Source organism: Acinetobacter sp. CAU_H_S170_2 (assembly GCF_058890445.1).
Genome location: NZ_JBZYAE010000001.1, coordinates 635,623 through 657,862, shown reverse-complemented (window position 1 = coordinate 657,862; position 22,240 = coordinate 635,623). Strand labels below are relative to the sequence as shown.

The following is a 22,240-nucleotide window of genomic DNA, read 5'->3' as shown; positions in this document are numbered from 1 at the left end:
CTTAAAGCAATTATTGTGCACAAAACTGTGCAGTACATCGACTTTATTAGTCAATGTACTCAGCGCCGCCCATATAAGGACGAAGCACGGTTGGGATTTCAATCGAACCATCAGCACGTTGGTAGTTTTCCATGACCGCAAGTAAAGTACGGCCCACAGCCAAACCTGAACCATTCAGCGTATGTACAAATTCAGTTTTCTTTTGATCTGCACGGTAACGTGCTTTCATACGACGCGCTTGGAAGTCACCCATGTTTGAACATGAAGAAATTTCGCGGTACGTATTTTGACTTGGTACCCAGACTTCAAGATCGTAAGTTTTAGTTGCACCGAAGCCCATATCACCACCACAAAGAATGATCTTACGGTACGGTAAACCAAGTGCTTTCAAGATCCCTTCAGCATGACCTGTAAGCTCTTCAAGCGCTTGCATTGAGTCTTCTGGTTTAACAATTTGCACCATTTCAACTTTGTCGAATTGGTGTTGACGAATCAAGCCACGCGTATCACGACCATATGAACCTGCTTCACTACGGAAACATGGCGTATGTGCTGCATATTTCAGTGGTAAACGGTCTGCATCAATAATTTCATCACGCACGAAGTTGGTTACAGGAACTTCCGCAGTTGGAATGAGGTAATACTCTTTTTCACCTTGTAATTTGAATAAATCTTCTTCAAATTTAGGCAATTGGCCTGTACCACGGAGTGAGTCAGCATTGACTAAATACGGCACATAAGCTTCGGTATAACCATTTTCCAAAGTATGCGTATTCAACATGAACTGGGTAATCGCACGTTGTAAACGAGCAAGTGGTCCTTTGAGCACGCTGAAACGAGAACCTGTCAATTTGGTCGCAGTTTCAAACTCAAGGCCACCCATCCACTCACCTAAGTCAGTGTGATCTTTAATTTCGAAGTCAAACGTACGCGGGGTACCCCATGTGAGGATTTCCACGTTATCGCTTTCGTCTTTTCCTTCAGGAACAGACTCATCTGGCAAGTTTGGAATGCTGAGTGATTTCGCTTCAAGTTCAGCTTGTAATTCAGACAAAGCGACTTCTGCAGCTTTGATTTCATCACCAATCGCTGACATACGCGTCATAATTTCAGATGCATCACCACCAGCTTTTTTAATTTGGCCAACTTGTTTTGCACCCGAATTACGTTCAGCCTGAAGAGATTCAGTTTTGGATTGAATCTCTTTACGGCGAGCTTCTAGTGATGCCCATTCTTCAACATTCAGTTGTACACCACGTTTTGCTAAGGCTAAATTTACAGCCTCAATATTATTTCTGAGTAATTTCGGGTCGATCATAGCCAATCTTTTGCAAAGAAAAAAACTGGCTATAGTGTAAGCGCTTCAAGCCGAAAAATACAGTCACGCGATCACTAGCTGTGGCTTATTACAGCAATTTTTATGGCTTTTCTTTGCTCGCTTTTTCTCGTTCAGCTGCATAATCGACAAAACTTGGCAAATATTCCGCCTTAATTAAGCCACTGGCTTGTTGATAAGGTAAAACCAATTCAGACATCCCTTCTGCATAAGATGCTAATTCGTATAAGGGATAGACGAACACCACACCTTTGGCACTCATATAATAATTATCGGTCAGCTTCAATTGCTCGCGTGAAATATTATGATCGGACAGCCACATGCTATTGGCACCATACAATGCATCTAATAATTGAGACTCTGTCTTGTCTACCACGATATCACTCAGCGCAACCCGTTTTTTCGTTGCCAAATCTAAGGTGATGTACTCGTTGTGATACATGCCATGTGCGGCACGCGCTGGGTAGTGATAATACATCAAGACAAAATCAGCATATTTTCCACGCTGCGCCACATAACGGACATCAGACAAAGTTTCACTGAGCATGTTTTCATCAATCTGTGGCTTTGACTGCTTCAAACTTTCAAATGCCACAGGATTGGCTTTTTTCATCCGTTCATCAAAATATTGATTGATCCATGGGACATTGGTTTCCAAGCTGTACAGCTGGTATTGGGTACATCCTTCCTCATCACAAGCAATAGAATGTGCCAATTGTAATGGTCGAACTTTTGCCTCAATCAGTGGCAAAGTCTGTGTGACTTGAGCTGGTTTAGTTGTCTCTTCACTTTTTGCAGCGTTACTGTCATTTTGTGGCTGACATGCACTCAGCAACCCCGTACACAACATCATTGCGAAGACAGATCCAATTTTATTGTTATGAAGTAATATCATGATTTACCCGCAGTTAAGTATTCAATAGCACAGACTATACAAAGCACAGCCATAACTTCCCACCACGTTATGTAACTGAACTTGATCTAATAAAAAACCACCCGAAGGTGGTTTTGAACAACAGACTCATATTATTGGTCAATAATGTCTGTGCCTTTAGGCGGAGTAAAATTAAAGGTTGAAGCTGGAATATTGGTATTTACCTTGGTGTTATTAAAACGCACATAGGTTGTTTGTCCCAAAGAATCTTCTAAGATCATTAGCGTCGGCGCATTTTTCGCACCAAAACTGATCGTCAAGCTTTGAAATGCACCATCATCGCTTTTTGGGTACAAGGTATAGTAGGTTTTGCTCTGATTTGGTTGCGTAATACGATATGACTTACGAATCTGTTCCGTATTCCCTGACAATAATAGTGCAGGGGTATTCGCCACCTGTTCATCTAAAGTCTGACGAACTGCTTGCTGTAAGTCTGGATCATAAATCCAAACCGTTTTGCCCGAAGTCACAATGGTTTGTTTTGCAGGGCTTGTAGTTTCCCAATAGAATTTCCCTGGACGCTCAACTTTCATCACCCCTTTAAAGGTCTGATTCATGTGCTGGGCAGATAAACCTTGTTTCTTCGGTGCTTTAGATGAATTTGTGACTTTGGTGGTTTGCTCAAAGTTAGAACTGATACTTTGGATACCACTCAACTGTTTCACTAAACTCGTCGTCGCTTGTTGCTCCGATGCTGCAACCGGAGCTGCAAATACTGTACTGCTCATAACAGGGCCAAGTGTTACTACACCTACTGTCATTGCACATAAAGTCTTACGAAGCATTTTCATAATCTCACCTTTTATAATTTGCGCAGTCGCAATTTGTTAGATGAGCTATCTTAAATCAAATTTTATGGCTAATAATTGAGAATATAAGAAGATTTGTATATTTATTGGTGCTTAATGTTGTGAAATATCCATCATGATGAAGATCAGATGTGCTCTTTACATATAGAAAAGCCTCTGAATGTGCAGAGGCTTTTCTAACTGAGGTTAAGAATTATCACTGTCATTTCCATTGCCAACCAATTGCTGCACCTGCACCGAAATCACCTTCGCTATTGGTTGTCACTGCGATTTTATACACATATTTGTTACTATCAGTCACACCACTGAGACCAAAAGCATAACCTTGCTCACCTTCCCATGTACCCACACCGGCACTAAACATGTTGTAGCCAGCATCTGTCGGTTGCGGTAAAGATGCTATCGCGATACTTGATGCTACTGCTGCATAGGTTCGATCTTCAAGTTTTCGCATGTCTCTGTTCAAGGCATTTATACGGCTATCGGTATAAGCATTTGCTTGGTTGAGAGTTTGTTGCCCAACTTGGTTCACATAAGTTTTTGCTTCATTCAGGATGTAGGTGTCAGCAGCATCCATCACTTCTTTAGAAATACCATTAGTACCGTTTGTACCTTTAAGGCTGGCCAACCATTGAGTAATGCTACCCTCAAAGCCATTACCAACTGCAACATCATAAGCACTAAAACCTGTTGCACCTGTCATCCCTGTATTACCCATATCGCCTTTTAAGCTCGCGAGCCATTCCGTAATGGTACCGTCAAAACCATTAACTTGCGCAACTTGATAAGCATTATATCCTGTCGCTCCCGTTTCACCTTGCACACCTTGGATACCTTGCTCACCCTGTAAGCCTTGGAGGCCTTGTTCACCTTGTGCTCCAGTATCTCCTTTCACACCATCAAGACCGTTAAGACCATCTACGCCATCTTTACCATCTTTACCATCCAGTCCGTTGGTTCCGTTAATGCCATCCACACCATCTGTTCCTTGCAAACTCTCTAACCATGCCTCCTCTGTACCTATAAAACCGTTGTTCACAGCTACCTGATAAGCACTATCACCATCAGCCCCTGCAGGTCCTGCGGGTCCTGGTATTCCACTTCCGGGACAACTATCTGTGTCTTGATTAGAATTACACGAACTTGCAAAAACATTTGTATTCGCTGTCATTAAAATCACACTTAAAACAAGCACGTTCATAGCAAACCTTTGTAGACAATGGTTTGGCTTAAGTGTTTGTAGATTCATTGCAGCAGAAACTGCAGTACTAATATGAGTATGTTCTTGTTTTAAGTTCTGACCAGAGACTTTCGTTATCTGGCTGTCTGAATTGCCCAAGACATTTGTATCTATTTTGTTCATATCTGTCTGCCTTTCTTTTAGTTTTGTTTTTTTATTACACTCCTATTTTTTTGTGATGCAAATCACTATTTATTAATATTTAGTGCTTTATCTCAAAATACAAAAAACACAAGAAAAATAAGCTAAAAATATGAATAGACGAAAAAAAACCCACAAAATGTGGGTTTTTCTTACTATTAAAACTTACGCTTCAACAGTTACGTAGCGACGGCCAAACTGACCTTTCACTTCGAATTTTACTACGCCGTCAGCGGTTGCAAACAAAGTATGGTCACGGCCCATACCAACGTTTTGACCTGCGTGGAATTCTGTACCACGTTGACGAACGATGATGTTACCAGCAGTCACAGATTGACCACCGTAAATTTTAACACCAAGCATTTTAGGGTTCGAATCACGACCGTTCTTAGTCGAACCACCGGCTTTTTTAGTTGCCATGTCTCATTACTCCTCGTGATTAGCCTGAAATAGCTGTAATTTTCAACTCAGTGAACCATTGACGGTGACCTTGTTGTTTACGGTAGTGTTTACGACGACGCATTTTTACAATACGGATTTTGTCGTGACGACCATGGCTAACTACTTCAGCAGTTACAGTAGCGCCAGCAACAACTGGAGCACCGATTTGAATGCTGTCACCATTTACTAGCATTAATACGTCATCAAACGTAATAGTTGCGCCAGTTTCAGCTTTCAACAATTCAACTTTAAGGGTTTCACCCTCTACAACACGGTGCTGTTTACCACCGCTTTGGATTACTGCGTACATAATGTACTCCAAACATGCCCGTGTCGTCGTGCCGATAAAGGAAGATATCGATCTTAATACGAACGCCACTGGGGTTAATCAAGGGCAAGGATTTTAAGTGATATTGACTCAAACAACAAGAGATTTGCCGAACTTATTAGACTAAATTAACGATTATTTAATAATCGAGAAAAACTCAATCAACAAATTACAGTTCAACTCTGGCTTGACTTTGCTTACAATGAAATAGATTTTTAAAATCAATCCGCTATAGTATGGATGAATTGATTTTAAAAATGTAAATAAGCCTACAAATGCAGTACGCTTATACATTGGGGAAATAAGGAACTGTCTTTCGTAAAATACAGCCTCGCACACTAGCGAGTCTTATTTATGATTGAAATGAATCATTTAGACAGGTATCCCTATTTACACAATACTGGTAATGCTGATTTTTATCACTTTATATAGATGAGGCCGCTCTTCAAATGACCATCGACTTTAAGCAAGATATTCTCGCCCCTGTAGCTCAAGACTTTGCCACGATGGACACATTTATTAATGAAGGCATTACCTCTAAAGTGGCATTGGTCATGGCGGTGAGTAAACATGTGGTTGAAGCAGGTGGTAAACGCATGCGTCCCATTATGTGTTTATTGGCCGCCAAAGCCTGTGGTGCAGAAGACCTTGAACGCCAACGTAAACTTGCTGCAATCATTGAAATGCTGCATACCGCAACTTTAGTCCATGATGATGTGGTCGATGAATCTGGCTTACGACGTGGTCGCCCAACGGCCAACGCGACTTGGAACAATCAGACCGCTGTACTGGTGGGTGACTTTCTAATTTCACGTGCCTTTGATTTATTGGTCGATCTCGGTGATATGACCTTACTCAAAGATTTTTCTACAGGGACTTGTGAAATTGCCGAAGGTGAAGTGCTACAACTTCAAGCACAGCACCAACCTGAAACCACAGAACAAACTTATTTAGATATTATTCACGGTAAAACGTCACGTTTATTTGAACTGGCAACTGAAGGGGCTGCCATTCTTTCTGGGACACCGCAGTACCGTGAACCACTACGTTTATTTGCAGGCCACTTTGGCAATGCCTTTCAAATCATTGATGATATTTTGGATTACACCTCAGATGCTGAAACATTAGGTAAAAATATTGGCGATGATTTAATGGAAGGCAAACCGACTTTGCCGTTAATCTCAGCATTGAAAAATACAACGGGTGAAGAACATGACATTGTTCGTCGAAGTATTGCGACAGGTGGAACGGCAGATCTTGATCAAGTCATTGCTATCGTAAACAGTTCTGGCGCACTAGATTACTGCCGACAACGGGCGCATGAAGAAACCGAAGCCGCACTTCAAGCATTACAGGCTTTACCTGACAGCCAATATCGTCAAGCACTGGTCAATTTAACCCAACTGGCTTTACATCGAATTCAATAACAAATGATGCTTTAAAATGTTTTTAACTTGCCTATGCATATAAAATTTAATGATCTGTTTTCTCAAATGCAGCAACAGCTTGAGCAACCTCAAGCTGTTTTAAATGATCAACTTTTAATTGAGTTGGTGGAGCGTATTCGTCCAATAGATGCGTATCAAACCGATGAAATCCATCAAAAATTTCAAGCGCTCATTCAAGCCTTACTCATCACTCCCGATGCCGCATCGACCTTACAAAGCTTTGTACTGCGGCTTATTTCCCAATATAAACAAACCAGTCTTTATGCCGATACAGGTATCTTGTCTTTAGATGGGTTTTGGAACCAATTGTCACAGCGTTTAGGGGCACATTTTCTCCCGCTGATTAATGACGAAACTCAACTGCAAGATTTAGTCCGTCGCGTTTTTCCCAACCGAAGTGACAAATATTGGCTCGATAACATCCGGGACAGTGACTGGCTACAACTGCTTAACCTGCTCAATCACGGGCATGCCAATCAAAAAGAAAAAGTCAAAATTCGCAGTGAAGTGATTAAAGCCATTACGGTGCTGTCTTATCGGATTAGTGGTATTGGTTTATATCCAGAGTTTATTAATGCGCATCCTGAACTGACCGAATATGAATCGCCTTTTTTAGTGCAGAACCGCGAAATTGTTGAATTCATTCAACAGTATAAAAAGGCACATCAAGAAGCTGAAACATCCAGTGTGGTTGCCCCACCCGATGCCTCTCAAGCACTGGTCATGATTGAGCAGTGTCGTGATGTAGTATTAAAAATTCGTCGTGCGACCAAACGCATTGGGGTCAGTGTCAGTTTAACTTATCTGATTTCCTTACTTGAGCAATGCTTAGACCGCGTCGAACTGTTGCTCAATTTAATTGTAGAAGAAGGCGAAGCACACTATGAAGCGGTGAGCCTGCTCTTGGTCGACATTACCGCTGCGATTTATAGTGAACGGAGTGTGCGCTCTTTACTGACGACCAATAGTGAATTGATTGCTTTACAGGTGACTGAAAATGCCAGTAAAACGGGCGAACACTATGTAAGTACAGACAAACAAGGCTTTTTAGCCATGTATAAGTCCGCAGCGGGTGCAGGCGTCATCATTGCAACCATGGCCACCCTGAAAATCTTGTCGGCACGAATGATCATGGCACCGCTCATGCAAGCCTTTGTTTACAGCATGAACTACTCATTAGGGTTTATGTTGATTCATGTGTTGCACTTTACTGTGGCAACCAAACAACCAGCGATGACCGCGGCGGCACTCGCGGCAACAGTACAACAGCGTAAAGGTTCAAAAACAGCACAAATTGCTGAATTGGCGGCGCTGATTATTAACATTATTCGCACGCAGTTTATTGCTATTTTAGGCAATATCTCAATTGCCATTCCTGTTGCCGCGTTTATTACTTGGGCATGGGCAACTGGTATGCACGAACCGCTACTCAACCATGCAAAAGCGGCGAAAGTCTTACATGACTTAAACCCTTTCACTTCTTTGGCCATTCCGCATGCCGCGATTGCGGGTGTCTGTTTGTTTTTATCGGGACTTTTGGCGGGTTATTTTGACAATATGGCGGTTTATCGCAAAGTCGGCCCTCGCTTAAAAGCACACCCTCGTCTCAAAACCATCATGGGACAAGAACGACTCGATAAATTTGCAGGCTATATAGAACGCAACTTAGGTGCGTTGGCGGGTAATTTTCTGTTCGGGATTATGTTAGGAAGTATGGGAACCATTGGTTATATTTTGGGTTTACCCCTAGATATTCGCCATATTGCCTTTGCTTCAGCAAACTTCATTCAAGGCCTGATGAATATTAATGGTAGTCCTGAGATTGGCTTGATTATTGTATCTTTCCTCGGGGTACTCGCTATTGGTCTGACGAACTTATTTGTCAGTTTTACCCTCACGATTATTGTGGCTTTACGTGCACGTCGGGTACGTTTTGAACAGTGGAAACCGTTAGCAAAATTGGTTTTAACCCATTTTCTAACGCGACCAAGTGACTTCTTTTGGCCACCGAAAGTACCTCTTGAAGTTGATGAAAGTTCGAACAATACAAAACACCATACAAAATGATTTTGTACCGATTTTGAGCTCTTGTTACACTGTGAACAAAATTTTATACATGATTAATCAACACTTGAATTAAAGTGTACTGATGAGTACACTTTAACCCAGTAAATAACCGCGCTTAAATCGGTTGAAATGACACGAGTTCCAGCATGCCTTACTTGTTGCTTTTTATCGGTATTATTTTATTTATAATCAGTGCATTAGCTCTAAGCATTCAACCACTCACAGCTTTAGATCTGGCGATGGTCGAATATTTCAGCACATTAAGAACTGAGCCTATAGATAAACTTGCAATACTTTTATCGGCACTCGGTGGCATGCCGTTTGTATTATTTCTAACCACTCTATGGTGTTTCCATCGTGCATGGTATAAAAAGTATAGAGATGTTGTTTTTATTGGTTTAGGCGTTGTTGGAAGTATTGCTTCTGCTTGGCTACTTAAATTTCTAATTTCAAGACCACGCCCACCAGAAATGTTTCACCTAGTGACGAGCTATGGTGCTTCCTTTCCGAGTGCGCACAGTATGTATGCTGCCACTTTGGCGTGTCTTGCCATTTTCTTAAGTCGACCATTTCCTGCACATCGTTATGTTGTATGCATTGCTATTTTATGGATGCTGATGATGGGAATTTCAAGAGTCTATCTTGGAGTACACTTCCCATCCGACGTTCTCGCAGGTTGGAGCATTAGTATTATCTGGATTTCACTGCTTTACATCTTGTGTGGCAGATATACCCAATTAAATACAAATTATTTTAGATAAGAATCTAATCGAGGTGGAACAATGATATCGGCAAAGCTTTGGGCCCCAGCCCTTACCGCTTGCGCATTAGCAACGAGTATTGCACTTGTTGGTTGTAGCAAAGATCCAAAGGATGCGCAGCAAGCTGGCGCTTCTCAACAAATGCCACCTACTGAAGTCGGTGTCATTGTTGCACAACCGCAAAATGTAGAACAATCTGTAGAGTTATCTGGCAGAACCACGGCATTTGAAATCTCTGAAGTTCGCCCACAAACGAGTGGAATCATTCTAAAACGTTTGTTTGCGGAAGGCAGTTATGTACGTGAAGGCCAGGCACTTTATGAACTTGACTCTCGTACTAACCGCGCAACATTTGATAATGCCAAAGCAGCATTATTACAACAAGAAGCGAATTTAAGCACACTCAGAACCAAATTGAATCGTTATCAGCAACTGGTTTCAAGCAACGCTGTTGCGAAGCAAGACTATGACGACTTAGTGGGTCAAGTAAATGTCGCTGAAGCACAAGTGGCAGCAGCACGTGCTCAAGTTAAAAATGCTGAAGTGGACTTAGGTTACTCAACCATCCGCTCTCCAATTTCAGGTCAAACCAACCGCTCTACAGTTACTGCTGGTGCTTTGGTGACTGCAAACCAAACAGAGCCATTGGTGACAATTCAACGTTTAGACCCGATCTATGTTGATATCAACCAATCAAGCTCTGAACTTCTTCGTTTACGTCAACAATTGAGTAAAGGTAGCTTAGACAGCAGTAACAACACGCGTGTGAAGCTGAAACTTGAAGATGGCAGTGACTATCCAATCGAAGGCCGCTTAGCGTTCTCTGATGCCAGTGTCAATCCAGATACAGGGACTGTGACGATTCGTGCGGTGTTCCCGAACCCGAATCACTTGCTGCTTCCAGGTATGTTTGCCAATGCACAAATCGTTCAAGGCGTAATCCCGAATGCGATGTTAGTGCCGCAAATTGCAGTGACTCGTACACCAACAGGTCAAGCAATGGCAATGATTGTGAATGACAAAGGCGTAGTAGAGCCTCGTCAAATCACCACAGTTGGTATTCAAGGTCAAGACTGGATTGTGACTGAAGGCCTTAAAACAGGTGAAAAAGTTATTGTTGACGGAATAGCAAAAGTTAAAGCTGAACAGAAAGTTGTTGCGAAACCGTATCAACCTAAAGCAGCAGCACCTCAAGCTCCAACAACGGATGCTAAAAAGACAGAAGCTGGTGCAAAAACTGAACAAAAAGCTACTTCAAATACATAAGGGGTAGACGAATATGGCTCAATTTTTCATTCATCGCCCTATTTTTGCTTGGGTGATTGCACTGGTGGTTATGTTGGCGGGGGTTCTTTCGCTAACTACAATGCCTGTTGCTCAATATCCAACAATTGCACCACCAGTGGTGACAATTGCTGCAACTTATCCAGGTGCTTCTGCACAAACTGTTGAAAATACTGTAACGCAAATCATTGAACAACAAATGAATGGTTTAGATGGTTTACGTTACATTTCATCTAACAGTGCGGGTAATGGTCAAGCGTCAATCAACTTGAACTTTGAACAAGGGGTTGATCCAGACATTGCACAGGTTCAAGTTCAGAACAAATTACAATCTGCAACAGCGCTTTTACCTGAAGATGTACAACGTCAAGGTGTGAAAGTGACTAAGTCTGGCGCAAGTTTTATGCAAGTACTTGCATTTTACTCTCCAGATGGAAGTCTTTCTGGGGCGGACATTAAAGACTATGTAAACTCAAATATTTCTGAACCACTTAGCCGTGTTGCTGGTGTAGGTGAAATTCAAGTCTTTGGTGGTCAATATGCGATGCGTATTTGGCTAGATCCAGCGAAAATGAACAGTTTGCAAGTGACACCAAGTGACATTGCTGCTGCAATTCGTGCTCAAAACGCTCAAGTGGCTGTAGGTCAGTTAGGCGGTGCACCTTCTGTACAAGGTCAAGTGCTGAATGCAACGGTGAATGCTCAAAGCATGTTGCAAACACCTGAACAATTTAAGAATATATTTCTAAAAAATACATCTTCTGGTGCTCAAGTCCGTTTGAGTGATGTTGCTCGTGTTGAACTCGGGTCAGATAACTATCAGTTCGACTCTAAATTTAATGGTAAGGCTGCTGGCGGTGTTGCGATTAAACTGGCAACTGGTGCAAATGCACTAGATACAGCAGCGGCTGTAGAAAAGCGCCTCAGTGAACTTCGTAAAAACTACCCAAATGGTTTAAAAGATCAACTGGCTTATGACACCACACCGTTTATTAAGCTGTCGATTGAAAGTGTTGTACACACGTTGATTGAAGCTGTCGTGTTGGTGTTCATTGTCATGTTCTTATTCTTACAGAACTGGCGTGCCACGATTATCCCAACATTGGCTGTTCCAGTGGTTGTATTGGGCACATTTGCTGTCATTAACATCTTCGGTTTCTCAATCAACACGCTCACCATGTTTGCGATGGTCTTAGCGATTGGTCTTCTGGTCGATGATGCGATTGTTGTGGTGGAAAACGTCGAACGGGTAATGCAAGAAGAACACCTCGACCCTGTAGCTGCGACCGAAAAATCAATGCAACAGATTTCTGGTGCCTTGGTCGGTATTACCAGTGTATTAACTGCGGTATTCGTACCGATGGCATTCTTTGCAGGTACAACCGGTGTTATTTACCGTCAGTTCTCGATTACGCTAGTTACCGCAATGATTTTGTCACTGATCGTGGCATTAACATTCACCCCTGCCCTGTGTGCAACCTTGTTAAAACAACACGATCCGAATAAAGCAGAAAGTAATAATATTTTTGCGCGTTTCTTCCGTTGGTTTAACAGCAGCTTTGAAAAGCTATCCGTAAAATACCAAGGTGGTGTCAACCGTATGACCCATCATAAAGTATTTTCTGGTGTGGTTTATTTACTGGTGATTGCAGGCTTAGTTGGCCTATATAAAGCTTTACCATCCTCATTCTTGCCTGACGAAGACCAAGGCGTCGTCATGACTTTAGTTCAGCTTCCACCAAGTGCAAGCCTTGAACGTACCGATAAAGTCATCACCACAATGACAGACTATTTCATGAATAAAGAAAAAGAACATGTAGAGTCTATCTTTACTGTTTCTGGTTTCTCATTCACAGGTGTTGGTCAAAACGCAGGTCTTGCCTTTATCAAGCTGAAGGACTGGAGTGAGCGTACGACACCTGAGTCGCAAATTGGTGCCATCATCCAACGTGGTATGGCATTGAATATGATTGTGAAAGACGCATCTTACATCATGCCATTACAGTTACCTGCAATGCCTGAATTAGGTGTATCTGCTGGTTTTGACATCCAATTAAAAGATGCGAGTGGTCAAGGTCATGAAAAACTGATTGCTGCACGTAATGCGATTTTAGGTATGGCAGCACAGGATAAACGCCTTACAGGTGTGCGTCCAAATGGTCAAGAAGATACACCTCAGTATCAAATTAGTATTGACCAAGCACAAGCAGGCGCAATGGGTGTCAGTATTGCGGATATCAATACAACCATGAGCATGGCTTGGGGTGGTTCATATATTAATGACTTCGTAGACCGTGGTCGTGTGAAAAAAGTCTATGTGCAAGGCGAAGCAAATGCACGTATGATGCCTGAAGACTTGAACAAGTGGTATGTACGTAATAGTAGTGGCACAATGGTTCCATTCTCAGCATTTGCAACAGGCGAATGGACTTATGGTTCACCACGTCTAGAGCGTTATAACGGTGTATCTTCTGTAAACATTCAAGGTACTCCAGCACCGGGCGTAAGTTCAGGTGATGCAATGCTCGCGATGGAAGAAATTATTGGTAAGTTACCATCTATGGGCTTACAAGGTTTCGACTATGAATGGACAGGCTTATCTTTAGAAGAACGTGATTCGGGCAATCAAACAGCTCCGCTGCTTGTTCTTTCAATGCTTATCGTCTTCTTATGTCTTGCTGCATTGTATGAAAGTTGGTCTATCCCTGTTTCGGTATTACTAGTTGTACCACTCGGTATTCTTGGTGCATTTGCATTGACATGGTTAGGTATGATCATTAAGGGCGATCCAAACTTATCGTTTAACATCTACTTCCAAGTTGCAATTGTTGCCGTGATTGGTCTTTCTGCGAAAAATGCGATCTTGATCGTAGAATTTGCAAAAGAGTTGCAAGAACAAGGTGAAGACTTGTTTGATGCAACCCTTCATGCTGCAAAAATGCGTTTACGCCCAATTATCATGACCACCCTTGCATTCGGTTTTGGTGTACTTCCGCTTGCCCTTTCAACAGGTGCTGGTGCAGGTAGCCAACACTCGGTAGGCTTTGGTGTCCTTGGTGGTGTAATTAGTTCTACACTGTTGGGTATTTTCTTCATTCCAGTATTCTTTGTTTGGATTCGTAGTATTTTCAAATACAAACCTAAGAAACAAAATAATCAGGAGCAAACATCGTGATGCAAAAAGTATGGTCTATTTCAGGTCGTAGCATTGCGGTATCTGCACTTGCGCTTGCTTTGACTGCATGTCAAAGCATGCGTGGTCCAGAACCCGTCGCTCAAGCGGATATCCCAACAGGATATATTGGTTCAACGACAGGTCCATCTGTTGCAGAACAAGGCTATAAAGACTTTTTTGCTGATCAGCGTTTAGTCCAAGTCATCGAGTTAGCACTAGCCAATAACCGTGACCTCCGTACGGCGACTTTAAATATTCAACGTGCTCAGCAAGCGTATCAAATTAGCGAAAACAACCAACTGCCAACCATTGGTGCAAGTGGTAGTGTGCTTCGCCAAGATACACTCAGCAGCAGCAAACCCATGACAACCTATAATGTTGGCCTTGGCGTAACCGCGTATGAGTTAGACTTTTGGGGGCGTGTTCGTAGCTTAAAAGACAATGCTTTAGACAGCTATTTGGCGACTCAAAGTGCACGTGATGCAACTCAAATTTCGTTGATTGGTCAGGTTGCGCAAGCATGGCTGAGCTATTCGTTTGCCAATGCTAACTTAAAACTGGCAGACCAAACCTTAAAAGCACAGCTTGAATCATACAATCTGAACAAAAAACGTTTTGATGTAGGCATCGACAGCGAAGTTCCTGTACGCCAAGCGCAAATTTCGGTTGAAACCGCACGTAATGACGTTGCGAACTACAAGACTCAACTTGCACAAGCACAGAACTTACTCAACCTGTTGGTGGGTCAGCCTGTTCCTGCAAACTTATTGTCTCCTCAACCGGTGAAACGCATTACCCAAAGTACGGCATTGACAGCGGGCTTGCCGAGCGACTTGTTAAATAACCGTCCTGATGTCCGTGCTGCGGAATATCAATTGTCTGCTGCGGGTGCCAACATTGGTGCGGCAAAAGCACAGTTGTACCCAACCATCAGTTTAACAGGTACGGCAGGTTATGCATCGACAGATTTAAGCGATTTGTTTAAATCAGGTGCCTTTGTATGGTCACTTGGCCCAAGCTTGGATATTCCAATCTTTGACTGGGGTACACGTCGTGCCAATGTGAAGATTTCAGAAACTGACCAAAAAATTGCGTTGTCAGATTATGAAAAAACCATTCAAACCGCTTTCCGTGAAGTGAATGATGCCTTGGCAGTACGTGAAAATATTGGTGACCGTCTAGCAGCGCAACGTCGTCTGGTAGATGCAACCAACACCACTTATAAACTTTCAACTGCTCGCTTCCGTGCAGGTATCGATAACTACCTGACTGTACTTGATGCACAACGTACATCGTACTCAGCGGAACAAGGGTTGTTATTGCTTGAACAAGCAAACTTAAACAACCAAGTTGAAGTGTATAAAACCCTCGGTGGCGGTGTAAAAGCCAACACGACGGATCAAGTGGTGAAACAGCCTTCTTCTTCAGATGTGAAATACAACAAAACAGCAAACTAAGGTTTGCAACATCAAAAGCTCACTTAGGTGGGCTTTTTTATTGCTTTTTGCTGGGCTTTTTCCTATCTTCAAAGATAATCAAATCATTTGAATATTGAACATTATGCTTTTAAGTAACCTTGAGTCTGTTCCTGGACATACCATTTCTCAACAACTGGATGTGGTCTATGGCAGTACGGTTCGAAGTAAACATGTCGGGCGCGACTTTTTGGCAGGGTTAAAAAATATTGTCGGTGGTGAACTCACTGCCTATACCGAGCTTTTAGAAGAATCACGCCAAGAAGCCATGAATCGTATGATTGCAAAAGCGCAAGGCTTAGGTGCCAATGCCATTGTAGGTATTCGTTTTTCAACTTCTAACATTGCCCAAGGCGCCTCTGAATTATTTGTTTATGGTACTGCAGTCCGTGTCACACCGTTAGACAACCATCTTCCCGATCCATTTCCAACACAGGCCTAAGCCATGGAAAGTTTAGTTTTCCAACTGCTGATCTTTGCCGTGCTCTTTAGCGTCGGTTTTGGCTTTGGTCGTTATAACGAACGCAAACATTTGGCGGAGCTTGAACAAAATGAGAAGCGTCTTGCTTACATTACTGTAGGTAATTTACGCAAAGTAAGCTTCGAGCAGTCTGGGCACATGATCAGTAGCAATGTTGTGATTTCTCATGATTATTTCAAATATGTACTGGCGACCGTGCAAAACTTTTTTGGGGGTAGACTCACCAGCTATGAAAGTGTTATCGATCGCGCCCGTCGTGAAGCCATCGTTCGACTCAAACTTGAAGCGGAAAAGCACGGCGCAACGCATATTGCTTGTATGCGACTGGCGACCACAGAAATGGGCATGCAAGGCGGTATGGTCGAAGTCTTTGCTTATGGGACTGCCATTCAAAGTCCTTAAACAGCGACTATTGACCAATCATCCATTCACTAAACTCAAATAGCATGAGCGTTCAAAATAGCTCATGCTCGCTCACCTTCTATCGTACATTCGGATGGTAGATTGCTCACTAGAGCATAATTCTCTACACTGAACACAATAAAAATGGACATTACCTACACTGTAAATAGGTCACAGATAATGAAATCTTTAGCACTAAAAATAAGTATGGCTGTACTCAGCATGATTCCACTTGTAGCCAAAGCTGAATTAATTGTACTGGCATCCCCTCAAAGTAATGATGCGTACTATGCAAAAATGATTGATGATATTTTTGATTTTCACGTCGATTATGCAAAAAAAAATTATTAAAAATGGAGACAATGTCGTTGTTCTGACGGACAAGGGCCTCTACCCCGACTATGTCAAAGCCTTGGGCAAAAAGCATGTGGCAATCGCACCGATGCATGACATTTGGATGCGCGACTTCACCAGCGCCAACCCAGCTCAACCCATCATGTTCCGCTACACGGCGGCAGGACAAGGTGGCGCTAAAAAAGGTCAGGCCATTTCAGATGAAGTGCAAGACGAGTTTAAATACTACAGCCAAAAGGCTGGCTTACAGTTTACGCAAAGCAAACTATTGAATGATGGCGGAAACTGGGTGGAAGATGGTTATGGCAATGTCGTCCTCAGCACCAAATTCCTAGCGGATAACAAGCTCACCGAAAGTGAAGCCCGTAAGAAATTAATGGCGCTGACGGGTGCAAAACAGATTGCGTTCATTGAAGCCGATGAACAAGGGGGCTTGGAACATGCCGATGGCGTAGTCAGCTTTGTCGACCAAAATACCTTGGTAATTAACTCTTACCCTGAAGATCCCGACTATGCTAAGCAACTCAAAGCCGATTTAAAACGCGGTATTCCCAATGTTAAAATTCGTGAAATCATCACCCCTTATGATGGCAGTGAAATCTACGATGAAAAATTTGGTTCTGCATGTGGCCTATACACCAATATGCTGGTGACGCCTGAACGGATTTACTTCCCGCAATTTGGGATTAAAGAGGATACTGTCGCTTTACAACAAATTCGTAGCGTAACCAAACGTACTGTTGTCCCAATACAGTCTTCTAATGTCTGTCATATGGGCGGCGGTGTGCGCTGTTTGTCTTGGCAAGTGCGTGGGAAAAATGCGGAATTGTTTTTAAACTATTTAAATAAAATCAGTAAGTAGTACAACTCTATCTCCCCTATCAAAGTATAGGGAATATGGGAACAACATCCCCAAAAAGGCAGGTGGAAGTGACGTTCCTCCTGCCTTTTTCAATTTACTTCACTTTCATCTTACGAATCATTTTATACAACGTTGTAGGCGATAAACGAGACACCAGAACCCCCATTTTCTCCTTACGCCCACCGATTACGATGTATTCTTCACCTTTAAGCAAAGCACTCACCACCGTTTGCGCAAAAATATCAGGTTCTAAACCATTTTCAATCGCTTCGTCTTGATGACCCTGTGGTTTACCCTCGCCATTTAAAGCATTAAACGAGACATTGGTTTTAACAAAGCCCGGGAAAATCACCGATACGTCTACGCCCTCGTTTGCCACTTCGGCACGCAGGCTATTTGCCCACATATGAATGGCAGCCTTAGCTGCTGAATAGCTGGCACGGTACTGCGTCCCCAACAACCCCGCAACACTCGAAACAAAGGCAATACGGCCAGATTTTTGCGCTAAAAATGTCGGTAGAACGGTTTTGGTTAAAAACACCTGTGAAAAATAATCCACTTCCATAATCGCACGTTCAGTCTGCATGCTGGTGTCAGCAATCAAGGCACGCTGGCTTAAACCCGCATTATTAATCAGCCAATCAATTCGACCTTTTTTCTGTAGCACTTGCTCATAGGCATGACGAACTTGAGCTTCATCGGTAATGTCGGCACAAATGGAAATATGTTGATCTGGATTGAGCAGCCCGACACGAACTTTTTCGAGTTCGTCAAAACGTCTTGCCGTGAGGACCACCTCAGCACCCTGTAAAGCACATTCTTTAGCCAGTGCTTCTCCTAACCCTGAAGATGCCCCCGTAATCCACACCACCTTAGCGTCTAAACTGTTTAACTGTGCCATGTCCTTATTGCCTCATACCGAAGTTTTATTTGCAGATTGATCATTTAAAAAAGTCAGGAAATGATCGAAATATTGACTCATCATCTGCGCATCATAGATACGCCCTAACTTATCAAAACGTTTATAGCCCAACTGGGTCGTTAAGTTAATCACCCCATTTAGTGTTTTATCGACCACCAGATTAAATTTAAGCATTTTTTTGGGTTCACGGACCAGACTGGTCACCCCTTGATCGACAATTTGCGTAAATACCTTCAAAGCTGGAGCAACATAACTGTTATTGCCCTTTTCCATCTGTTCCGCACAACCCAAAAGTTCGGTAACTAAGGTTTTTTCGACTGGGTAGCTTAAAAAATGCATGTTCTCGGTGTCATACATCCTTTGCTCTAGATAATTCACCATTGGAATTAGACGGTCATTTGAAAAAAAAGACACAGACCACGGCATGTACTTACGCATAGTGTCCACAATGTGCTGAATAATTTTCTCAGACTCCCCATCGACTGAGGTAGACAAGCGTGCAAGATCGCCAAAGACTTGATCAATCACTTCACATGAAATATCCGCTAAAACCTCACCCAAAGGTTTGGCAAGGTTTTGGCTTTCGCCGGCATTAAGCTGTTGATGAATGTGGGCAAAGCGTTGGTGAGTTTCAGGTTTTAATTTTAATGATATTTGATAAGTCATAGTGATCCCCCCTTTTTTTGATTTTTTACTGCGAACAAAGCGCACTCTAGGTTTAGACACATCATAAAGCGCTCTGCATCATGTCGCAATTGCTAGATCAACGCATTTGCTTTACATGCCCCCATTTGCGATTTCTTTGCTACAATAGATGCAATTTTTTATCTACTTTTGAACTGTTTGAACTATGACTGATTCAGCGCAAAATATCGCTACAACTTACGATCCGACCGAGATCGAGAAAAAATGGTACCAAACTTGGGAAGAACGTGGCTATTTCAAGCCCTCTGAAAAAGGTGAGTCATTTTGTATCATGATTCCGCCACCAAACGTCACCGGTAGCTTGCACATGGGTCATGGTTTTAACAATGCCATTATGGATGCGTTAACCCGCTACAACCGTATGTCAGGTAAAAATACCTTATGGCAACCGGGTACAGACCATGCGGGTATTGCAACGCAAATGGTAGTTGAACGTCAATTGGGTGCTCAAGGTGTCAGCCGTCATGACCTTGGCCGTGAAAAATTCATCGAAAAAATCTGGGAATGGAAAGAGCAATCAGGCGACACCATCACCCGTCAGATCCGTCGTTTAGGTTCATCAGTCGATTGGTCGCGTGAACGCTTCACGATGGATGAAGGTCTATCCAATGCAGTAAAAGAAGTGTTCGTTAAACTGCACGAAGACGGCTTGATTTACCGTGGCAAACGTTTGGTGAACTGGGATCCAAAACTGCAAACTGCGCTTTCTGACCTCGAAGTTGAGTCAGATAAAGAAGAAGCAGGTTCACTGTGGCACTTCAAATATTTCTTTGAAGATAAAAACCTACGTACCCATGATGGTAAAGACCACATTGTTGTCGCGACCACACGTCCTGAAACATTGTTAGGTGATACTGCAGTTGCTGTGGCACTGGATGATGAACGCTATACACACCTTGTGGGTCAGAACATAATCCTGCCAATTACAGGTCGTGCCGTTCCAATCGTTAAAGATGAATATGTCGATAAAGAATTCGGTACAGGCTGTGTGAAAATTACGCCTGCACATGACTTTAACGACTATGAAGTTGGCAAGCGTTGTGAATTGCCTATCATCAATATCTTCAATAAAAATGCAGAAGTGTTGGCAGAGTTTGAATACATCGCGAAAGCGGGCGAACAAATCTCGAAAACCATTGCTGCCCCTGCGGACTATATTGGTTTAGAGCGTTTTGCAGCACGTAAAAAATTGGTTGAACAAGCTGAAGCTGAAGGCTGGTTAGACCAAATCCAACCCTACACCTTGAAACCACCTCGTGGTGATCGTTCAGGTGTGATCGTTGAACCATTATTGACAGACCAATGGTATGTAAAAATTGCACCATTGGCTCAACCTGCCATTGAAGCGGTTCAAGACGGTCGCATCAAGTTCGTGCCTGAACAGTACAGCAACATGTACATGGCGTGGATGAACAACATTCAAGACTGGTGTATCTCTCGTCAACTTTGGTGGGGTCACCGTATCCCAGCTTGGTACGATGCTGAAGGTAACATCTATGTGGGTCGTGACGAAGCTGAAGTCCGTGCCAAAAACAACATCCCTGCTGATGTTGCGCTTAGCCAAGATGAAGACGTACTGGACACATGGTTCTCTTCTGCACTGTGGACGTTCTCAACCCTTGGTTGGACTGGCGATGCTTCGATCGATGCGGAAAACTATTTCCTCAATACTTTCCACCCAACTGATGTGTTAGTGACTGGTTTTGACATCATCTTCTTCTGGGTTGCTCGTATGATTATGTTTACGATGCACTTCATGAAAAATGAAGATGGTACGCCACAAGTTCCGTTTAAAACGGTATACGTTCACGGTTTAGTTCGTGATGGCGAAGGTCAAAAAATGTCGAAGTCTAAGGGCAACGTGCTTGACCCACTGGATTTGATTGACGGTGTTGACCTTGAGACTTTGGTACAAAAACGTACTACAGGTCTAATGAACCCGAAACAAGCAGCGAAGATTGAAAAATCAACCCGTAAAGAGTTTCCAGAAGGCATTCAAGCTTATGGTACAGACGCAGTTCGTTTCACCTTCTGTGCACTGGCGAACACAGGTCGTGACATTAAGTTCGACATGAAACGTGTTGAAGGTTACCGTAACTTTGCCAACAAAATCTGGAACGCAACCCGTTTCGTAATGATGAACTGTGAAAATCAAGAAATTGGTAGCGAAGTTCGTCAAGACCTTTGGGAATTGCCTGAACAGTGGATCTTGAGCCGTCTGCAAAAAGCAGAAGCTGCGGTACAACAAGCCTTTGCAACTTACCGTTTAGACTTGGCTGCACAAGCAATTTACGAGTTCATTTGGAATGAATACTGTGACTGGTATGTCGAACTGACGAAACCTGTTCTGAATGATGAAAACGTATCGGTTGAGCGTAAAGCTGAAGTTCGTCGTGTACTTCTTGCGGTGATGGAAGCATCTTTACGTCTTGCACACCCAATCATGCCGTATTTGACTGAAGAAATTTGGCAAACACTTGCACCGAAACTCGGTATTTCTGGCGAAACCATTATGCTGGCGCAGTACCCTGTTGCTAACCCTGAGCGTGTAAACGAACAGGCTGAAGCAGACATGCAATGGCTTCAAGGTTTGATTGGTGCAGTACGTAACATCCGTGGTGAAATGGGCTTAGGTAATGCACGTCTATTACCAGTGCTTCTACAAAACACGACGGAAGCTGAGAAAGCACAGATCACACGTATTGAAGCGTTGTTTAAAGCCTTGGCGAAAGTGGAAAGCATTACTTTCTTGGCTGACGGTGAACAACCACCATTGTCTTCTTCATCTGTTGTAGGTCACGTGTCTGTCTTTGTTCCTATGAAAGGGTTAATTGACCCGAAAGCGGAATTGGGTCGTTTGCAAAAAGACTTAGACAAAGTGCAAAAGCAGCATGACGTCATTGCAGGCAAACTTTCTAATGAAGGTTTTGTCGCGAAAGCACCTGCGGCCGTAGTTGAAGGCGAGAAAGTTAAACTTGCTGAGTTTGCTGACCAATTAGTGAAGATTAAAGCGAATATGGAGCAGATTGCAGCGCTTTAAGGTGTTGTAATTAAAAATCTAATCTGTAATATAAA

General features: G+C 42.9%; 17 protein-coding genes and 1 pseudogene. 10 read left to right on the top strand and 8 right to left on the bottom strand.

Features of this window, described 5'->3' with window-relative positions:
• Window positions 1–46 precede the first annotated feature (46 nt).
• From serS to rplU, 6 genes are all read right to left on the bottom strand, one after another.
• Window positions 47–1,318: a serine--tRNA ligase gene (serS, locus tag AC5EUN_RS03220; protein ID WP_004695457.1), complete on the bottom strand. Its 1,272-nt coding sequence runs from the start codon at window positions 1,316–1,318 to the stop codon at window positions 47–49.
• Between the two features lie 100 nt (window positions 1,319–1,418).
• Window positions 1,419–2,231, bottom strand: a complete 813-nt coding sequence (locus AC5EUN_RS03215; protein WP_010327330.1) for an RsiV family protein — start codon at window positions 2,229–2,231, stop codon at window positions 1,419–1,421.
• A gap of 131 nt (window positions 2,232–2,362) precedes the next feature.
• Window positions 2,363–3,061 (bottom strand): outer membrane lipoprotein periplasmic chaperone LolA, encoded by a 699-nt coding sequence (gene lolA, locus AC5EUN_RS03210; RefSeq protein WP_010327331.1) that lies wholly within the window; start codon window positions 3,059–3,061, stop codon window positions 2,363–2,365.
• Window positions 3,062–3,281: 220 nt separating this feature from the next.
• A complete protein-coding gene (locus AC5EUN_RS03205; protein WP_010327332.1) occupies window positions 3,282–4,442 on the bottom strand; it encodes a YadA-like family protein in 1,161 nt (386 codons plus the stop codon).
• Window positions 4,443–4,625: 183 nt separating this feature from the next.
• A complete protein-coding gene (rpmA, locus tag AC5EUN_RS03200; protein WP_004695443.1) occupies window positions 4,626–4,880 on the bottom strand; it encodes a 50S ribosomal protein L27 in 255 nt (84 codons plus the stop codon).
• A gap of 19 nt (window positions 4,881–4,899) precedes the next feature.
• Window positions 4,900–5,211 (bottom strand): 50S ribosomal protein L21, encoded by a 312-nt coding sequence (gene rplU, locus AC5EUN_RS03195; protein WP_004695441.1) that lies wholly within the window; start codon window positions 5,209–5,211, stop codon window positions 4,900–4,902.
• 467 nt (window positions 5,212–5,678) lie between these two features.
• Between rplU and sdsA the strand changes: the two genes are divergently transcribed.
• From sdsA to AC5EUN_RS03150, 9 genes and pseudogenes are all read left to right on the top strand, one after another.
• On the top strand, window positions 5,679–6,656 hold the full coding sequence (gene sdsA, locus AC5EUN_RS03190; RefSeq protein ID WP_004982856.1) for an All-trans-nonaprenyl-diphosphate synthase: 978 nt from the start codon (window positions 5,679–5,681) through the stop codon (window positions 6,654–6,656).
• 33 nt (window positions 6,657–6,689) lie between these two features.
• The gene (locus AC5EUN_RS03185) at window positions 6,690–8,744 is read left to right on the top strand and encodes a site-specific recombinase (protein WP_029575090.1); all 2,055 of its coding nucleotides are present in this window, start codon (window positions 6,690–6,692) and stop codon (window positions 8,742–8,744) included.
• Between the two features lie 146 nt (window positions 8,745–8,890).
• A complete protein-coding gene (locus AC5EUN_RS03180) occupies window positions 8,891–9,505 on the top strand; it encodes a phosphatase PAP2 family protein (RefSeq protein ID WP_010327334.1) in 615 nt (204 codons plus the stop codon).
• Window positions 9,506–9,526: 21 nt separating this feature from the next.
• Entirely contained in the window at window positions 9,527–10,771 is a 1,245-nt protein-coding gene (locus tag AC5EUN_RS03175; protein WP_005400363.1) for an efflux RND transporter periplasmic adaptor subunit, read from the top strand.
• Window positions 10,772–10,784: 13 nt separating this feature from the next.
• Window positions 10,785–13,964 carry a multidrug efflux RND transporter permease subunit AdeJ gene (adeJ, locus tag AC5EUN_RS03170; protein ID WP_010327335.1) on the top strand — a complete coding sequence of 1,060 codons (3,180 nt, stop codon included), beginning with the start codon at window positions 10,785–10,787 and terminating at the stop codon, window positions 13,962–13,964.
• On the top strand, window positions 13,964–15,421 hold the full coding sequence (gene adeK, locus AC5EUN_RS03165; protein WP_010327336.1) for a multidrug efflux RND transporter AdeIJK outer membrane channel subunit AdeK: 1,458 nt from the start codon (window positions 13,964–13,966) through the stop codon (window positions 15,419–15,421). The genes adeJ and adeK overlap by 1 nt, the downstream gene beginning before the upstream one ends.
• A gap of 103 nt (window positions 15,422–15,524) precedes the next feature.
• Window positions 15,525–15,881 (top strand): YbjQ family protein, encoded by a 357-nt coding sequence (locus AC5EUN_RS03160; RefSeq protein ID WP_010327337.1) that lies wholly within the window; start codon window positions 15,525–15,527, stop codon window positions 15,879–15,881.
• A 3-nt stretch (window positions 15,882–15,884) separates the two neighbouring features.
• Complete coding sequence (locus AC5EUN_RS03155; RefSeq protein ID WP_010327338.1) at window positions 15,885–16,322, top strand: YbjQ family protein; 438 nt, start codon at window positions 15,885–15,887, stop codon at window positions 16,320–16,322.
• A 180-nt stretch (window positions 16,323–16,502) separates the two neighbouring features.
• Window positions 16,503–17,538, top strand: a pseudogene (locus AC5EUN_RS03150) (agmatine deiminase family protein).
• A gap of 94 nt (window positions 17,539–17,632) precedes the next feature.
• Here the strand turns inward: AC5EUN_RS03150 and AC5EUN_RS03145 are convergent.
• Complete coding sequence (locus AC5EUN_RS03145; RefSeq protein WP_010327340.1) at window positions 17,633–18,439, bottom strand: SDR family NAD(P)-dependent oxidoreductase; 807 nt, start codon at window positions 18,437–18,439, stop codon at window positions 17,633–17,635.
• 12 nt (window positions 18,440–18,451) lie between these two features.
• Window positions 18,452–19,126, bottom strand: a complete 675-nt coding sequence (locus AC5EUN_RS03140) for a hypothetical protein (RefSeq protein ID WP_010327341.1) — start codon at window positions 19,124–19,126, stop codon at window positions 18,452–18,454.
• 184 nt (window positions 19,127–19,310) lie between these two features.
• Between AC5EUN_RS03140 and AC5EUN_RS03135 the strand changes: the two genes are divergently transcribed.
• Complete coding sequence (locus tag AC5EUN_RS03135) at window positions 19,311–22,205, top strand: valine--tRNA ligase (protein WP_010327342.1); 2,895 nt, start codon at window positions 19,311–19,313, stop codon at window positions 22,203–22,205.
• Window positions 22,206–22,240 lie beyond the last annotated feature (35 nt).

Bases quoted from the DNA above. Each gene is read 5' to 3' on its own strand.
- serS (WP_004695457.1), bottom strand. From the start codon at position 1,318: ATGATCGACCCGAAATTACTCAGAAATAATATTGAGGCTGTAAATTTA.
- AC5EUN_RS03215 (WP_010327330.1), bottom strand. From the start codon at position 2,231: ATGATATTACTTCATAACAATAAAATTGGATCTGTCTTCGCAATGATG.
- lolA (WP_010327331.1), bottom strand. From the start codon at position 3,061: ATGAAAATGCTTCGTAAGACTTTATGTGCAATGACAGTAGGTGTAGTA.
- AC5EUN_RS03205 (WP_010327332.1), bottom strand. From the start codon at position 4,442: ATGAACAAAATAGATACAAATGTCTTGGGCAATTCAGACAGCCAGATA.
- rpmA (WP_004695443.1), bottom strand. From the start codon at position 4,880: ATGGCAACTAAAAAAGCCGGTGGTTCGACTAAGAACGGTCGTGATTCG.
- rplU (WP_004695441.1), bottom strand. From the start codon at position 5,211: ATGTACGCAGTAATCCAAAGCGGTGGTAAACAGCACCGTGTTGTAGAG.
- sdsA (WP_004982856.1), top strand. From the start codon at position 5,679: ATGACCATCGACTTTAAGCAAGATATTCTCGCCCCTGTAGCTCAAGAC.
- AC5EUN_RS03185 (WP_029575090.1), top strand. From the start codon at position 6,690: ATGCATATAAAATTTAATGATCTGTTTTCTCAAATGCAGCAACAGCTT.
- AC5EUN_RS03180 (WP_010327334.1), top strand. From the start codon at position 8,891: ATGCCTTACTTGTTGCTTTTTATCGGTATTATTTTATTTATAATCAGT.
- AC5EUN_RS03175 (WP_005400363.1), top strand. From the start codon at position 9,527: ATGATATCGGCAAAGCTTTGGGCCCCAGCCCTTACCGCTTGCGCATTA.
- adeJ (WP_010327335.1), top strand. From the start codon at position 10,785: ATGGCTCAATTTTTCATTCATCGCCCTATTTTTGCTTGGGTGATTGCA.
- adeK (WP_010327336.1), top strand. From the start codon at position 13,964: ATGCAAAAAGTATGGTCTATTTCAGGTCGTAGCATTGCGGTATCTGCA.
- AC5EUN_RS03160 (WP_010327337.1), top strand. From the start codon at position 15,525: ATGCTTTTAAGTAACCTTGAGTCTGTTCCTGGACATACCATTTCTCAA.
- AC5EUN_RS03155 (WP_010327338.1), top strand. From the start codon at position 15,885: ATGGAAAGTTTAGTTTTCCAACTGCTGATCTTTGCCGTGCTCTTTAGC.
- AC5EUN_RS03145 (WP_010327340.1), bottom strand. From the start codon at position 18,439: ATGGCACAGTTAAACAGTTTAGACGCTAAGGTGGTGTGGATTACGGGG.
- AC5EUN_RS03140 (WP_010327341.1), bottom strand. From the start codon at position 19,126: ATGACTTATCAAATATCATTAAAATTAAAACCTGAAACTCACCAACGC.
- AC5EUN_RS03135 (WP_010327342.1), top strand. From the start codon at position 19,311: ATGACTGATTCAGCGCAAAATATCGCTACAACTTACGATCCGACCGAG.